Origin of the sequence: Bacillus altaicus, from assembly GCF_042136375.2 — a bacterium.
Taxonomy (GTDB): domain Bacteria; phylum Bacillota; class Bacilli; order Bacillales; family Bacillaceae_G; genus Bacillus_A; species Bacillus_A cereus_U.
In genome coordinates this window covers 1,911,669-1,927,412 of the sequence record NZ_CM143394.1, presented here as the reverse complement: position 1 = coordinate 1,927,412, position 15,744 = coordinate 1,911,669, and the positions used below count along the sequence as shown (strand labels likewise).

Genomic DNA, 15,744 nt, shown 5'->3' with positions numbered 1-15,744 from the left:
GGTGAATTGTGGGTGTTTTTGTGGGGGATACATAAGTAAACGAATAATTAAATTAGACCATTATCTAATTTTTTATATATAAACATTTAAATAATTACACTCATTATTCTTTTCACTTGGTTTTAAAAAAATATATTCGAAACATGTTTTTTATAAAAAAAACCTAGCCCAATTGCTAGGTTTTTACATAATGTTTTTTCAAACATAAAAATTTAGAAATGAGTAAATATCTTTTATTCATCAAGCTTTCTTCATGGCTGGGTGGTCTGTAATAAAATGAGAAAAGTTAGTACCTGTTTTTAATTCTTTAACTTTCGCTTCTAAAATTTCTAAAAAACTTACTCCATCAGCGATTTTATTAAAATCATTAACATTAAACTCAATAATATAAGTCCTATCTTCTAGCTTCTCCTTTGTCAGAAAAAGTTTTTTAATTAAACCAGCTGCTGCATTCCATCCAGTTCCAGTCAGACCATTATAAGAAAATAGAACTCCTAATTTACAAGCTTGTACACTTAGCAACGAATAAAACTTGCCCGGCCAAGTTACCCCAATTTTCCCCTGATAATTTTTGCATTCACTTAAAAAATATTCTCCTCTGACATCTAAATAACCAGCGTTTTGGAATGCCTTACCTGTACTATTAAGTAATACCAATTGATCAACTTCGTTACTAGAGGTATGTATATTTTCCTTCACTTCAAAAACCGAAGATTTTTTCAATATGAAACTGACTATGTCCTCTAATGCTTTTCCAATATCTTGGTTAGAGTACGCTTTTCTATTCTTATTTACTTCTTTTAAATTACTAAGGAGTTCACTATATGTTTCTTTTTCTGCAGTACTTAACCTTGTTATTTCTTTAAATACTTTTTCTCTATCTTGAAGGATTTGTAAATAATATTCTTTTGCATTTATTTCTCTATTACTTGCCATCATTAATCACCTTATAAATAACAATCGAGTTTACTAATGGTATTAATTCTGCCTCACATCCCTCACCCTCACAACTTAAGTCGTTTGGCATTTGCGAAAAAGTTTCATATATAGTCCCTTCAAAGGTATTACATCTGTGACAATATAATTCATAATTAACTTCCAGAATTCCAATATCCTTCAAAATATCCAGTAACTTATACGCTTTAGAAGATGGTATATCTAATTTTCTAATTAAAACGCCCGGATATAACCATTCCCCCTTTTTATAACGCTTTAGTAACACCAAAAACCTATCTAGTTGATCACCAGACAACAATGACGTACCTTTAAGTTTTTCTTCAATTTTCAATAAGATATTTGGTAACATAATTCATTCTCTCCACCTGTGTTTGACTTCCAAGATACTGAAGTAAGCTATAATCTGCTCCCATATAAAGGTGTTGGAATTTCACGATAATTTCTTTCGCTTTCACATCATTCGTCCAGCGCAAGGCTATCCACGGTAAATCTGCAGTTTCTTCTGTATCATTAATAAAATCTTCTAGCAATTCTTTTATTTTTTCATTTTTATCAAATAAGATTTTATTTCGTTTCATTAATTCTTTAAGTTCACCTAGTATTGGGAGTAAATTATCAGCGTTACCTCCTACTTCTAATGTTGCTTTACCACCTGTTCTTAAACTCATACATTGAGAATGCACCACAACATTATTTGTCTTATCCTTACATATAGCTTCTATTTTTGTCTCAAGATTGACATTTGAAATATTTAATTTTAATACATTTCTTAACCAATGATGTATCATACTAATATTGTCTACATAGAGTGTATCTTTATCCTTGTAGGCATTTTTAATTGTGTCAAACCTGATTTCAAAAACATTCAGTTCCTTAAAAAATACAACCAAAATTGGATATTTAAACTTAGCTATACGCCCCTCCTGAAAAGAGTTGAACTGATATTTAATATTAAATTTTAGAAAAAGAAATTCATCTGTTTCATACTTAGTAGGTATAACAGATTCGGCAAATTCCATTTCTCCAAATCCATTTCTCTTAGTTGATACTAATTCATCAAATGTATCATTAGAAGTAGTAAAATTTAAAACTTCTCCTTTTAATACAGCACTATCAAGATTTCCCTGCTCGAATTCATCGTAATTAAAAATAACAGAATACTTATAGTGCTTATTAAATTCCCATTCTTCTAGAAATTTAGCGACTTTTTCACTTTGTTGTATACTTATTACAAGTTTTTCCTCTTCTGGAATTTCCGACAAATCAAAACTCGCATCATCCAATGACAAATTACCATCATCTTTAACAATTTCGTTTTTTTCTAATCCCTTTAATATATGATTCTGAATATATTTCGGGTATACTTCATTTGTGGTTTCCACCAATAATTGTATATATTCCTCCGATAACATGTTTTCCTCACAGCCTTCATTTTAAGATATTCTAGGAAATTCATCTTAAATCCTTCCTTTTATAAAATACATCATATGGTAAAATTTGAATAGGTATTTTATCCAAATATTTTCTCCATCTAACAAAAACATACTATCTCCTATTGGAAGATTTTTTTTATTTCCATTTGATTTATAAAATAGCAAAGCCCTTTCATTCGAGAAGGGCTTTTTTATTACTTATTTTTTAGTATGTCTATATCATTTCAATTTGTATTAAAAGAATTTGGTATAATAAACTTAATTTAAGGGAGGGAGATAGTTTGAAGGTTGTCAAATCTATATTTAGGGGATTTCGTTTAATAGGTAGAATTATAAATCCTATATTAAAAGCATTATCTAAAAGTAAATTTTAAATATCATAGCAATAAAAAGGAGCCAACTCATAAAGAAGTGTCCTTGATTCTTATGGACGAAGACGGATATAAGAGAGTAACTAATTAAAGTAAGGAATAACGTATATGAAAATTAAAGTATTACTAGCAAGCCTAATCGGACTGATACTCGTAGGGTGTCTATCATCTAAGGATACTATAGAAGACGGGTTCACACATCAATTAGACTTTGAAAACAAGTTAAAAGAGTACTCAAATGGCACAATTGAAATTAAAGATTCAAGTATAGAGTATCGTGAAAAGGAAAACGACAGGGTTTATTCCGCAAACTGGAATGGATTCACGATTTATTCAAAGATGGGTAAGAGTGATTGGGTATCAAACTCCGTTTCAGTTGCAACAAACAAACGAGTATTTGAAGATAAGACAGCATATGAACAGTATCATAAGCTAATGGAGTGTTTGATTCGTATCGCAGACTCAAAACTATCTATAGAAGAGATAGATAAGCTAATCGCTAAAGGGGTAGGAGCAAACGAGTCACCAAACGATTATGATTTTTCATATGAACGATATGTAGGTCAAGACCGAACAAGCAACATTAGATTTACAATAACGGATAGAAAGTGATAAGACCATAGTGATTGGTCTTATTTTTTTGTCTCCTTTTAACCAATAGCATTTTGAAAAAAACACGCTAAGCAACAAATAAAAAAAGCCGCCCAATTAAGGACGGCCCTTGTTTTCACTTCACATACACATAGGCTTCATTTGCTGTTACATAGTATGTTTTGCCTTTGCTATTGTGTACTTTATATTGTGACGATCCATTGACAGTTACTTTCACATCAATTGTGAATCCTAACCCTGCATCTACAGAGCCAGCAACATCTTTATCCTGCCAAGATGGAGCATCATAGAAACGTAGATTGTTAACTTTTGAAACAACACGCTTCCCAACAATAGAAGAATCTACTGTGCTTTTCTTACTAAACTTCACATAAGATGGATCGTTTTTAATCCATTGCTCACCGCCAAGATTTAACCAACCATCCTTTTCGCCCCACACAATATATGATTCTGGTTTATTTAACTGACGAATTTTAGAATAGCTTGTACCTGGTCCTTTACGTAAGTTAACATTGTACCCTTCAATATAAGCGATACCATCTGTTACAGCTGTTGGTACTTCTGCTGGTTTAGATGGCTTTTCAGGAACAGAAACTTCCACATTAGAATTATTGTATGCACGTTGTACATCCGTACGAAATTGAGCTTCTGAAACGCCATGACTACGTAAATAATCAAGTGGATCTTCATGATCTGTTCCACCAAGATATTTCGTCACATCGTAGTGAGTCCATAATCCTTTTTCTACAGATAACCCACGGTCACGGAGAATTTTAGCTAGTAACTTAACGTATTTATCATAGCTGCGCTTAAATTTTGTATAGTCTGCGGTTTCACATAACTCTACATGTACAAATCGTTTATTAGCGCCAGGTCCGCCCCCATAAGCAATATACTTTGTATCCGCAATTTGAATTGTTTCGTTCCAATCGACTGCATAGTGAACGAATGCATTGCGCCATGTACGAGACTCATATTTTTGAATATTAATAGCAGGCGCTTCTGGTGTTGCCGTTGAATGAGCTACAACGCCTTCATAAGCACCTACACCATAACGGTATGGTTGTTTTGGTAAATCAGGAATAATAAGCGTTCTATCAGCAAAAGCACTTGTTGCAAAAGAGCCAGCAAGTACTAGAATCATAAGAAATGAGGTAATATGTTTCATTGTCTTTTTCATTTAGCATCAACATCCTTTTTCATAATTTTTGTGTGGTCAAATAATCCACTTGCTGATAGTCCAATGATGATTCCTTGAAATACATTTGTTTTGATATCTCCGCCAAAAAATAAAACGCCTAGCACAATGCCAAGCGTTAAATTCAATAACGGAACATATTTTGTTTGTAATCCAATTGTTTTTGCAATCTGTGAAAGACCAATTACAATTCCAATCATTACAGTAATTTCAAACATTACATACCACCTCCCTTCAATAGTAAGCCGATAAGTGCTGTTGCGATTGCACCAATAATGATGCGGAGAATCCAGGTAGTATTGGCGCTAATCTTCTCAAGCTGTTTGTTTATATTCACAATGTCCTTTTCATTGACAGTGGTACGTGTTTCTATGTTTCGGATGTCTCGTTGCATATCTTTTTGATCTAACTTTATCTGTTGGATCTCTTGCTTTAAATCTTGAATTTCTTGCATTGGTTCAGCTCCTTTCAAAATAAAAAGAGAGAGACGATTGCTCGTCCCTCTTTGGAATAAATGCCGTATTTTATTCAAAATAAAAAAGACCAGCTATTGCTGCTCCGGTTGCGTTGTATTTTCAGTTGTTTTTACCATTTCTTGCGATGGATTTTTACCTGTCAGTTTGAAATAATCATCTGCACAAATATTTTTTTTCGCAAATCCCATATCTAACTCATAAAGTCTTGCACCACGTCCACACAATTCACATCTTGTTGCAATTCTGAAACAGATTGTTCCGTCGGACATTTCTCTCCACACTTCGACCTTACTAGTGCTATCAGGAATGCCCGCATTATTTAACATATCAGCAGGTATTTGGACAGAAATTCCTGTATCAGTTCTTTTTGCATCTACCAGCCTCCCCATAAAAGGAAAGCTTTCATCTGCTTGAAGTGGCATCATTTGAATATCATACTTATTCATCTATATCTCTCCTTTTTATCCAAGGGCATTGAATTTCCAACCATTCGCACTGCTCACATAAAAACCTGGGCCAAGATTACCATCTGTAAAGCGAATATGCCCCCAGCCTTGAAATGCATTCCCGCCAAGATTTACACCTTGTACAGCTCGTATATTACTAAAAAACTTAACATCTTTTTCTGTTGATATATCAAACGTTTGTCCATCAGGTGCTGGACCTATGTTGTTGTTTACACTACCTACAGCAATCGAATTAAACGGTTGAAGACCAGCGGCTCTTTCTGCTGCCGCTCGATCCCAATTATACATAGATGCATATTTACCACTGTACAGCGTGACACCTGATACGCAAATTGCTGCTCCTGCACTTATTTGCCCATTTGCAGAACACACTTTAATAATTAATGCATGCTCTTGTGGCTTATAGTTTGTTGGTACTTTGAAAGTATATGAATATCTCCTAATCTCTCCGTAAAATGTAGATGGCTCAGGAAAGTCCATTTTTTGCTCATTCCAGATGTCATAAGACACATTATCTCTAAATTTTACACAACATACATGTAATCGTGGTTTTGCTGTTTTACGTACACCATTTATCATAGATGTTCTAAAGTGCGCAGATACAGTATATTCATTTCCAGGATGTATTCCATTGTTAACTACTGCTTCTGGATAGTTATACATGTCTACCCTTGCTGCATTAACCATTTGTTCGTAATCAAATACAGATGTATTTTTTTCTATAACTACATTGCCCTGCGACTTCCAAGAAAGACCATATCCACCTTCAAACCCATAGTAATCTGCATGTCCAATGTTTTTCTTTCCAACACTAGAAAAATCGGGATCTGCTATTAAGTTTCGTCTTGATACTGCTGTTGTTTTTGTTCCCCATTCGTCTTGGAATAGGAAGTCTAGCATTTTAACGGTTACACCATTTTTATCAATGGTAATTTTATCACCATTAACGTTAATGACATTCGTATCAATACCTTTTGCTGTTAGCCATTTCACCATTGTATCTGCATTGATATTTACCTTTGCAACATCAATTACTAATTTTTCCGATGATAAATTAATAGCTGCAATGATATTTCCATTTTTAACTTCCGCAAGAATTCCTTTGTCAAGAACTTCAAGCTTAGATCCGGTTTCTTTGACATAAGCATTAAAAGTCTCATTTATAAAAGTTTCTTGACTTTTGGATATAATTGAAACACCTTTTTCATTTGCACTTATGCTTCTTTCTAACTCTGTTACTTTTTTGTTGTAATCCTCAGTTGCTATTCTATCAGCGATATCTGCTATCATTTTGTCAACATCAGTTTGATCTTTTGGATGTAACCAAAACTCTGTCGCTACAGTACCGCGTTGTAACATAGGTGCGGCACACCACAAACGCCCATTTCTTGTAACGTAATAACGCCATCTTACAAACGATGCATTAGCAGGTGCTTTGTCTGTACATACAGCACGAACCCACGTATTATTTACAACCTTGACATTAGTTCTAGCTGTTTTAATACGAGTTTTTTTGTCAGAAGACCACCATTCAATTTCAATACATGCACCGCCACTATCAATAGGTGTTTTCCCGTCATTATTGAAATAACCTGATGCAACAAATTCCTCGTTAACTTGACACTCAATGAATTGACTTGTTAGACCCCACCAACGATCTTGAGTCTGTCCAGTAACGGTAATTGAGAATGTATTCATACCTTTGTATTTTAAATTTGTATCAACAGAACCAGCAGCCCCATTACCACTATTCCAAATCCAATATTTCTGTCCTAACTTAAAATCAGCATCACGCAACTCGTTTACAGTACCTAAACCGCCAACATAGTCCTCAACATCTTTCTTTTTCATTGTTAGATTCAATGCCTCAGAGTGTTGTTCTATCGTTGTAGCAGCTTCGGTTAATTGTTTTCCTTGCTGCGTTTGTGTTTCTTGTAATTTTTTAACGGTTGCGGTCGTTCCTTCTGCGTTCTTTTCTACAGTGTTAACACGTTCACTGAATTTGTCTTGTGTTTTTTCGACTGTTTTAATGCTTTCTGTAATACCTTCCACACTTTTTGTAATTTCAGTTGCCTTCTTGGTAAATTCATCAATTGAAGTAAGATCATATCTAGAACGTGACCATGCAGTAGGTGTATTGGCTTTTTCCAACTTAACTTTCTTAAAGCGAATGTTTTTATTGTTAGAAGCTGCTACACGTGGAAATCTAATCCGGATAAACCAACCCTTTGCATTTGCGTCTAGTTTGAATGTATATGAAAAACGTTTCCACCCGGCAGTTGCATCAATTTTCTTAATTAGCATTGTTTCATTCCATGCATTATTGATAAATTGGAAAATAATTAAATCAACGCCGTTCATATCATTCTGCATATCAAGGCTTAAAGTTATGTCAGTATTAACCTCAAAATCACGTAAAGAATTATTTATAGAGTTACCGATTTGGTAAAACGAATCTGTATAATCAGAGCATGTTATTCCCAGGTAATCCGTACCAGGCCATGAAGTTGCTTTATTAATTATTACACCTTTATCATCGTACATTGCAGGACGCTCATTTTTTGCGGATGAATTGATGATGTAGTTTTCGCCATCGATTGTTGTATTATCAACTTTCGCTTCTACGCTCTCTAACTTCTCACTAATCGTTCCTGCTTTCTCCGTGATTTCAGTTGTTACTTTTTTAAATTCTGAAGCGGATACTTGATCTTCTGGTGCTGGTTGCCATGGAATATACACATTGCCTTCATTGAATTGTGGATGATGAATTACAAGAGTACCTGTAAAGTCTCGTAAGACAACATTTCCATAAACGGACTTAACATCTTTATCTTTAAATTTTATCGCTGAAAAGAATACTTCGTTTTTATAATCTGTATTTAACTTTATGATATTAGCGATATTACTGTTACCAGATAACCACTCTTTCGAACCATCGACATACTCTATCGCTATTTCTATTCCTATCCATTTATTTGCGCCTAGAGCAGTCACTTTCCCATCAACTTGAAACGATACAATGTATTCTTTGTTTCGATATTTCACATCAGCTGTATCTAATTTATTCATTACTCCGCCAGTTCCAGGGGTGGTTGCTGTATGTTTAAGATCACTCGTTTTAAGAAAAACGTTTCGGACACCAATTTTTTGATTATCTACTTTATACTGCACTTCTGAAATTATCTTTTTCGTACCTTCGGCAGTCTCTACCACTGTATTTAATTTTTCAGTGATTTCACCGTTTTTTTTCGTTAACGCTTCAATATTTTTAGTAAAACCTTCGTTTGTCTGCTGCATACTAGTAACTTTTTTATCTATTTCACCCTGTTCATTTTTCAAAGTAGAAATAGTTCTCGTGACTTCTTGAAGGTTCTCCGTTACTTTGTTATATTGCCCTGATACTTCTTTTTGAGCATCTTCCACTTTTTGATTTAATTCTTTTTTTGTGGCTGCAATATCTTTATTTACTTGATCCAGGGTATCTTTTTTAACGGCTTCTACATCAGGAATAAGAAGCTCCCATCCGTTACCATTCCACACTTTTAAAATACCAGGCTTACCATTACTAATATCACGCCATATGGTTTTACCAACTTTAAGGTTATCAGTTGGTGGATTAGCAGCTTCGATGATGTTAACTGTATTGTTTTTTAGGTTTTCTTGAACTCTCTCGGCTAACTCTTTGGCTGCTTGAGATTCTTTACGTATTGTTTCAATTGTTTTTCCATTCTCTTTCACCAATTTGTCTAGCTGATCTAACATTTCTTGTTTATTGCCTAATGAACTAAGAATTCGATTGTAAATCTTCCTTAATTCTTCGTTCGGATCAACAATCTCTCGATAATTCCCATACACATATTTATCTTGCGTAGGATTCTTATATGATTCATCTCCAGCAATTGCTCTCGCCTCTAAATAAAGCTTGGGTGTAAACCCTGTATCTTTAATCCGGATTGTGTCGCCTTCATTAATCAATTCATGCGCTAAACCAAATACCCGTCCTATAGATGCGGCTTCTACTTCGTAGGAAACAGAAGCATATACACGTTTCTTCATTTCTATTTCCATTAAAGTTTTCAGGCGTTCAGGAAACATATTTTGTTCTTCTGTTTCTGGTGTGTAAAATCCGAATTTATGTTGTCCTTTTTCGTTCCAACGTTGAAAAGCGTCAGAATCTGTAATATACGGAAGTCCATTATTAATCTTCTCTATCGTAATTACGTTATCGCCTTCACCCTTTACAAACCCAATTAAGGCTGTACAAATATTTTGTGAGTTTTCAATTCGATTAATTCCAATTAAATCTTTGCCAAGTTCAATTGTCTTCCCGATATCTTGTCCACGTTTTTTTACCATATCAACGTAACGTTCAATTTGATTCCCTACAACTTCAATTCGATATTGAATTTCTAATTCAAATAAAGAAGCAATCTTCTTTAGAAAACTCAACGGATCAATAAATTCATCAATGGTCATGGAACGGAAACTTTCATAAGGGATATTCCCTTTTTTCCACTTCGTTCCTAAAAGAGCTATATCTACATACTCAGCTACTGTTTTTCCTTCAAACTTTTGCGGGTCAATATAATTTGCTTTTCCAAGTAAAATCCATTCACCAGATGCATAGGTTGTAAGTGATCTATTAGTAGAGTCTTTTTCTGTTTCAGTGATTGTATAAGGAACAATGCGACCATCACGCACTTCTTTTAATACTAAATTTTGCTGTGTAAGAATTGTGGCTTCTTTTGTACCGTCAAAAACGGTGAAATCTAGCTTATCAACATTATTTTTAATTTCCCAATGTCGGTTATCATTCCAATAATCTTTTGGTTGAATAGCTCCTATGATTTGATCCGTTTGTGAATCGACAACATGTAATATTCCGCTTGGTGCCCTCATCTAAATCTCTCCCTAAACGATACAGTTGCTTTCACATCTGGTGGCATAATATCAATTCGATTTTCACCACGTATCACTTTAGGGAAATCACTTAACAGGTCTTTTAAGTTAATTGCATCTTTCCCATTGATTGTGACAAGACTTCTTTCTGTATCAATAATAACTTTATCGCCCACATCGACTATAAATGGTTTCGTATTAGATGGTACTTTGTTGAGTTTCCAAATTTTCAAATCATCTATTTGCATGGTATAAACAGGTGTATTCCTATCCCATCGACAAATCGCAATCATGACCTGAGCAACTTTTCGATTCGTCATCGGATTTTGATTATTACCCGCACCTGTATCAACCCAACGTTCAACTAATAAAGCATCATCTATTTCCGTACCATCTCTGAAACGAGCTACATAAACAGACCATTCATTCCCTCGTCTTGCAATACGCAATTTTCCATTAAAATTATTAAATGTATTAGGATGTGCTCCACTTGTATCAACTAATGTACGAGAGCTACTAGGTGTACCTTGATTTCCAATTCGCATATGCGCTTTCGTAATTTCGGCATCCCAATATAAATCATTCATGTTGATACGAGTTACAACATTACTAGATTCGTCCAAAAGAAGAACCTCCACACGCCCCATTTGATCTATATTTTTAGATTGTAAATGTACTCGTGCTTCTAACTCGAAATCCTGCAAAGGTCCTCCTGGAATGCTTTTCTTTGAAATTCCTCCGTGAAATCCCTTTGTCCCTTCCTCACCATAATAGGGACAGTACAAGGCTGTTCCATCTTTTACTTTTAGTTCTCCTGTCCCTTGCATTTCCTCTACAAATCCCTTAACAGGAGTCCACCCTATAGTAGTAGACATATCATCCCACAGTACACGTTCTCGTTCTTGTATAGTTGCTTCTTGTACGGTTAATGGATAACCAAGTCGAAAGTAATTTCTTTCATGTGGGTATGGACCAAACCATACATCTAAAAAAGTACTTGGTTTTGTTACATCTATTTCAATTAATGCAGGAGCTTCCACGCTGCCCTTATTTATAAAATTAGAAGTAATCTCTGTAGACCAATTTTGTACAAATGGATGAGTTTGTAATTTCCCTAATTTATACGGCATTGGACAAACGAATTTCAAAGTACCTTTACCTAAGGTAACAAACTCCTCAGGATCAAACTCTTCATCAATAACAGCCATATATGTTCGATCAGGAGTTACGTCAAAGACTAATTCAACAGGTTTTTCTGTAATTAACCACTCCGCTATTTCTTCTTTTAATGTTTCTAAATTCGCTCCATCCGGAACAATAATTCCTACAGGCACAGGCAAAACACGCATTTCAGTCTCTGTACTTAATAACCTTGCACCCGGATAACCAGGAACACTTAAAAAATTCCGTTTTAACGGAGCCCATGCAGGTCTTTTCCATCCCTTTTCTATTTGAATAAAATCTTTACGTATATTATTAAAAATAAAAGAGCTCACGTTGACACCTCATTTCATTTAAAAATAAAAGAGACCCAAACTTAAAAGTCTGAATCTCTCTTTTCTTCTCTCTCCTGGTATTCAGTTGTGTATCTATAAGTACCGCGTGCTACTTCTCGACCATCTAAGTTTACAGGTACTTCAATTGCCAAACCGCCACCTTGCATTGGAATTACTCCGTTACCGCTAGGTGATCCTGACGAATAATTAAACACTTGATTTGCAACACTAGCTGTCATTGCTTGCCTGCTGTTTGACATACTTCCGTATACACCACTCATAACGCTCTTTAAGCCTGATAACTGACTCATAGAATTAGCCATCATACGGCTCATATCGCCCATTAATTGATTCATAGTTCCAGTGATACCAAGCGATCTCTCTTTCGAAGATAACGGAGTAACTGTAATTGAATTACCTCTTTTCGTAAACATCTCAGGTCCTTTTTCTCCAGTAATAAATGAGCCATCCCCTACAGGTTTTCCACCTTTAGCAAGCATTGGAACATGCGGAATAGTCGGAGCACTAACACCTGGTATATTATTTAATAATTCTGCTGGTGTGTTAAAGCCATCTATAAATTTATTAATAATACGAATGATTCCATTGATAGCTGTACGAATACCACTTTTAATACCATCCCAAACACCTAATACTGCTGATTTCATGCCCTCAAAAGCTCCACTAACAGCATTTGTTACCCAGCGAACAGGAGTCATAATAGCTTCTTTTAGTCCATCCCAAACTGAAGATGCTGTTGACTTTATACCTTCCCAAATGTTTGAGAGTGTAGATTTAATACCATTCCAGATACTACTGCTTGTGCTACTAATCATATTCCAAACAGTTGAAATAGCTTCTTTGATACTATTGAATATAGAACTTGCTGTGGAAACAATTGAATTCCATAAGCTAGAAAGGTATCCTTTAATCGCATTCCATACCGCACTTGTAGTGGAACTAATCGTATTCCAGGCATTCACAATCCAGTTTTTTATTGCATCAAAAATTGGTGTTACAATAGCGACTAATCCATTCCAACATGCTTGTAAGAAATTCTTCACTGCATTCCACACAGCCATTGTTGCTGAACTGATTGTATCCCAAACTGTTGTAATTGTATTTTTAATCCAATCAAATACAGTTGTCGCAATTGAAACTATTCCATTCCAACAAGTCATTAAGAAATTTGTAAGTGCATCCCACACCGCTATAGCTTTTTCTTTAATTGATTCCCATACCGAAGCTAAAAACTCTCGTATAGACTCGAAAATTGGAGTAGCGAAATATAAAATAGCTGTCCAAATCGCCTGTAAGTATTGTGTAATGAAATTCCATACCGTTTGAATCACTGTTGAAATGCCATTCCAAATCATTGCAAAGAAATCAGCTATCCCTTGTAAAATCGGTGTGATAAAAGCAACTAACCCATTCCAGGTACTAATGAAAAACTCACTAATCGCTGTCCACACTTCGGAAGTGGTTTGGCTGATACTGTTCCAAACTTCTGATAACGTCTCAACTACCCCATCCCAAACTCCAGTCAAATATTCAACTATAGAATTCCATGTTTCCGTAGTAATTTCAACAATCGAATTCCATGTTTCAGATAAAGACTCCATTATTCCATTCCATAGTTCTGCTAAAAACTCTTTAATTGAGTTCCAAGCAGAAGCAGTAGATTCACTAATACTTTCCCATGTTTCTGTTGCCCATTGTACAATACCGTCCCAGATTCCTATTAGGAATTCTGTAATTGAATTCCATACCTCGATGGTCCATTTTTGAATATCGTCCCAATTTTTATAAATTGCAATTCCTATAGCTGCTATAGCGGCTATAATAAGAGGAACAACAGCAACAAACGTGGCTGCTAGTCCTGCCCCGATACCAAACAGACCCATGACCGCCATAACGATAGGAGCAAGTGCCATAACCGCACCAGAAATCACCCCGATAGCTACTGCGATAGCCGCTAAAGTTGCTGCTAATTCCGGATTGTCAGAAACCCATTCTGCAAATTTAGAAACAAGATCTGCTACCACTAATAACACTGGTTCAAGAGCCATTTTTAAATCTTCCATGGCTTTTTGAAACTTAACAGCTGGACTTGCATCTATTTTAGAAGTTGCTCCATGTAAATCTTCTACTCCTTTTTTCAAATCAACTTGCTTACCTTCTGCCTTTAGAATCGTATCGATAATTTTCTTTCCTTGGTCTTCCCAAAGGGTACCGAACATCTTCGTGCCAAGCGCATTTCTGTCTGTCGCATTTTCAACACCAGCTAGAGCTTTGGTTGCTTCAAGCATAGCCTTTTGTCCACCCTCGCCACCTTTGGCGATAGCCTGACCCCAGTTTTCAAACTGATCTGCCGAAATCTTTGTTTTATCTAAAACCTCTTGCATAGATTTATCAACACCGGCACCAAATTCAGCCATTTTAATACGACCTTCTTTAACGCCATCCAATAGGTTGTCTATATTCCAGCTTTTCGTGTCTACACCAGCTGACATAATTCCTTGAACTTCTTTAGCTGTAAAGCCAGCTTGAACCATTTGGTCACCGTATTCAGCAATAATGTCTAATTGTTCAGGTGGAAAACCTGTTTTTAATAACGTGTTAACTAATCCTAAAGCCTCTTCATTAGTAATTCCTAATGTTGCACCAATTTCATTGGTTTCCTGTATAAGTTCGTTAAAATCAATACCAGCATAACTTGCCGCAATCGTTGCCGCTCCTTTAACTACAGCAGCATTCGTTTCATCAGAAGCATCCTTATTCAATGCCCATTGTTTTCGAACACCCTCTAAGGCTTCTTCTGCATCCACACCATAAGTAGTTACGCCCCTTACAGCTTCTTCTACTGATTTTTTCGAAGACTCCGGAACATCAAAAGTGATATCAATCTTTGTTTTTAATTTAGACATGTCCATAGCCTGCTCAACTGCACTCGCAATACCGCCACCAGCTGCCATACCACCTATGACGTTTTCTAATCCTACTTGTAATCCTTCAAACTTTTTCTCAGTCCTGTCAGCTTCTTGTTGTAAATCTCTTAACTCATTTCGTACTTGTTGTATGGAGTTTCCAGCATCCACAGAGAGAAGCGCACGTTGTAATTTTTCTATATCTGTTTCTGCTCCTAAAGCTTCACGACCAATAAGACCAATTGCCTGTTCTAACTGGCGACTTGTAGCCGATCCACTTTTAATTGCATTTACAAGACGATTACCTAATGCTCCTGCAAAGTCATCAACACTTTTTCCTGTAGCACTAAATAAGGTTTCTAATTGCCTGGTGGAGCTTGCTACACTTTCTTGCTCAGCTTTCATGTTTCCAAGCTTATTTTTCAACCCGTCAAGTGATCCTTGTGTAAATTCAATTTCACGCCTAAACGAACGGTACTGTTCTTCTGAAATTTTCCCATTTTGAAATTGCTCTTGAACTTGCTGTTCCGCTGCCTTCAATTTATCTAACTTTTGTGTTGTGTTATCAATTTGTTGAGTAAGTAACTGTTGCTTTTGGGCTAATGCTTCAATATTGCCTGGATCGAACTTCAACAACCGTTCAACATCTTTCAATTCCTTTGTTAAATCATTACTACGTTTATTAACATCTTTCAAAGCATTTTGAAGACCTGTAGTTTCTCCGTCAATAGAGATAGTAATCCCTTTAATTCTTCCTCCTGCCATACGTTCACCACTCTTCCTTAGAAAGCATTAAAGTCTTTTTGAGTTGCTTTTCTTACTTTTTCTTTCTTTGGATTTTCCATTTCAGCGAATTCAGCAATATAATCAAAACAATCACCAATAGTCATTTCTTCTAAATCACCATG

General features: G+C 35.5%; 11 protein-coding genes. 1 reads left to right on the top strand and 10 read right to left on the bottom strand.

The window, feature by feature from the left end:
• Nucleotides 1-240: 240 nt before the first annotated feature.
• Genes ACE38F_RS10230 through ACE38F_RS10220 form a run of 3 tightly spaced genes read right to left on the bottom strand, consistent with a single transcriptional unit; the run spans nucleotide 241 to nucleotide 2,369 of the window.
• A complete protein-coding gene (locus ACE38F_RS10230) occupies nucleotides 241-936 on the bottom strand; it encodes an acetylglutamate semialdehyde dehydrogenase (RefSeq protein WP_375369383.1) in 696 nt (231 codons plus the stop codon).
• Nucleotides 926-1,306 carry a hypothetical protein gene (locus ACE38F_RS10225; RefSeq protein WP_375369384.1) on the bottom strand — a complete coding sequence of 127 codons (381 nt, stop codon included), beginning with the start codon at nucleotides 1,304-1,306 and terminating at the stop codon, nucleotides 926-928. The genes ACE38F_RS10230 and ACE38F_RS10225 overlap by 11 nt, the downstream gene beginning before the upstream one ends.
• Nucleotides 1,278-2,369, bottom strand: a complete 1,092-nt coding sequence (locus ACE38F_RS10220) for a hypothetical protein (RefSeq protein ID WP_375369385.1) — start codon at nucleotides 2,367-2,369, stop codon at nucleotides 1,278-1,280. Before ACE38F_RS10220 ends, ACE38F_RS10225 begins: the two co-directional genes overlap by 29 nt.
• A gap of 500 nt (nucleotides 2,370-2,869) precedes the next feature.
• Between ACE38F_RS10220 and ACE38F_RS10215 the strand changes: the two genes are divergently transcribed.
• A complete protein-coding gene (locus ACE38F_RS10215) occupies nucleotides 2,870-3,373 on the top strand; it encodes a hypothetical protein (RefSeq protein ID WP_375369386.1) in 504 nt (167 codons plus the stop codon).
• 115 nt (nucleotides 3,374-3,488) lie between these two features.
• Here ACE38F_RS10215 and ACE38F_RS10210 read toward each other — a convergent pair whose 3' ends face one another.
• The 7 genes from ACE38F_RS10210 to ACE38F_RS10180 form a co-directional block, all read right to left on the bottom strand.
• A complete protein-coding gene (locus ACE38F_RS10210) occupies nucleotides 3,489-4,553 on the bottom strand; it encodes an N-acetylmuramoyl-L-alanine amidase (RefSeq protein ID WP_375369387.1) in 1,065 nt (354 codons plus the stop codon).
• A complete protein-coding gene (locus tag ACE38F_RS10205) occupies nucleotides 4,550-4,789 on the bottom strand; it encodes a holin (RefSeq protein WP_199675170.1) in 240 nt (79 codons plus the stop codon). The genes ACE38F_RS10210 and ACE38F_RS10205 overlap by 4 nt, the downstream gene beginning before the upstream one ends.
• Entirely contained in the window at nucleotides 4,789-5,025 is a 237-nt protein-coding gene (locus ACE38F_RS10200; protein WP_375369388.1) for a hemolysin XhlA family protein, read from the bottom strand. The genes ACE38F_RS10205 and ACE38F_RS10200 overlap by 1 nt, the downstream gene beginning before the upstream one ends.
• A gap of 93 nt (nucleotides 5,026-5,118) precedes the next feature.
• A complete protein-coding gene (locus tag ACE38F_RS10195; RefSeq protein ID WP_375369389.1) occupies nucleotides 5,119-5,493 on the bottom strand; it encodes a hypothetical protein in 375 nt (124 codons plus the stop codon).
• A 15-nt stretch (nucleotides 5,494-5,508) separates the two neighbouring features.
• The gene (locus ACE38F_RS10190; RefSeq protein ID WP_375369390.1) at nucleotides 5,509-10,413 is read right to left on the bottom strand and encodes a phage tail spike protein; all 4,905 of its coding nucleotides are present in this window, start codon (nucleotides 10,411-10,413) and stop codon (nucleotides 5,509-5,511) included.
• Entirely contained in the window at nucleotides 10,410-11,909 is a 1,500-nt protein-coding gene (locus tag ACE38F_RS10185; RefSeq protein ID WP_375369391.1) for a distal tail protein Dit, read from the bottom strand. Before ACE38F_RS10185 ends, ACE38F_RS10190 begins: the two co-directional genes overlap by 4 nt.
• A gap of 41 nt (nucleotides 11,910-11,950) precedes the next feature.
• Entirely contained in the window at nucleotides 11,951-15,601 is a 3,651-nt protein-coding gene (locus ACE38F_RS10180) for a phage tail protein (protein WP_375369392.1), read from the bottom strand.
• Between the last annotated feature and the right edge of the window lie 143 nt (nucleotides 15,602-15,744).

Coding starts and splice junctions, on each gene's coding strand:
- ACE38F_RS10230 (WP_375369383.1), bottom strand. CDS start 936: ATGGCAAGTAATAGAGAAATAAATGCAAAAGAATATTATTTACAAATC.
- ACE38F_RS10225 (WP_375369384.1), bottom strand. CDS start 1,306: ATGTTACCAAATATCTTATTGAAAATTGAAGAAAAACTTAAAGGTACG.
- ACE38F_RS10220 (WP_375369385.1), bottom strand. CDS start 2,369: ATGTTATCGGAGGAATATATACAATTATTGGTGGAAACCACAAATGAA.
- ACE38F_RS10215 (WP_375369386.1), top strand. CDS start 2,870: ATGAAAATTAAAGTATTACTAGCAAGCCTAATCGGACTGATACTCGTA.
- ACE38F_RS10210 (WP_375369387.1), bottom strand. CDS start 4,553: ATGAAAAAGACAATGAAACATATTACCTCATTTCTTATGATTCTAGTA.
- ACE38F_RS10205 (WP_199675170.1), bottom strand. CDS start 4,789: ATGTTTGAAATTACTGTAATGATTGGAATTGTAATTGGTCTTTCACAG.
- ACE38F_RS10200 (WP_375369388.1), bottom strand. CDS start 5,025: ATGCAAGAAATTCAAGATTTAAAGCAAGAGATCCAACAGATAAAGTTA.
- ACE38F_RS10195 (WP_375369389.1), bottom strand. CDS start 5,493: ATGAATAAGTATGATATTCAAATGATGCCACTTCAAGCAGATGAAAGC.
- ACE38F_RS10190 (WP_375369390.1), bottom strand. CDS start 10,413: ATGAGGGCACCAAGCGGAATATTACATGTTGTCGATTCACAAACGGAT.
- ACE38F_RS10180 (WP_375369392.1), bottom strand. CDS start 15,601: ATGGCAGGAGGAAGAATTAAAGGGATTACTATCTCTATTGACGGAGAA.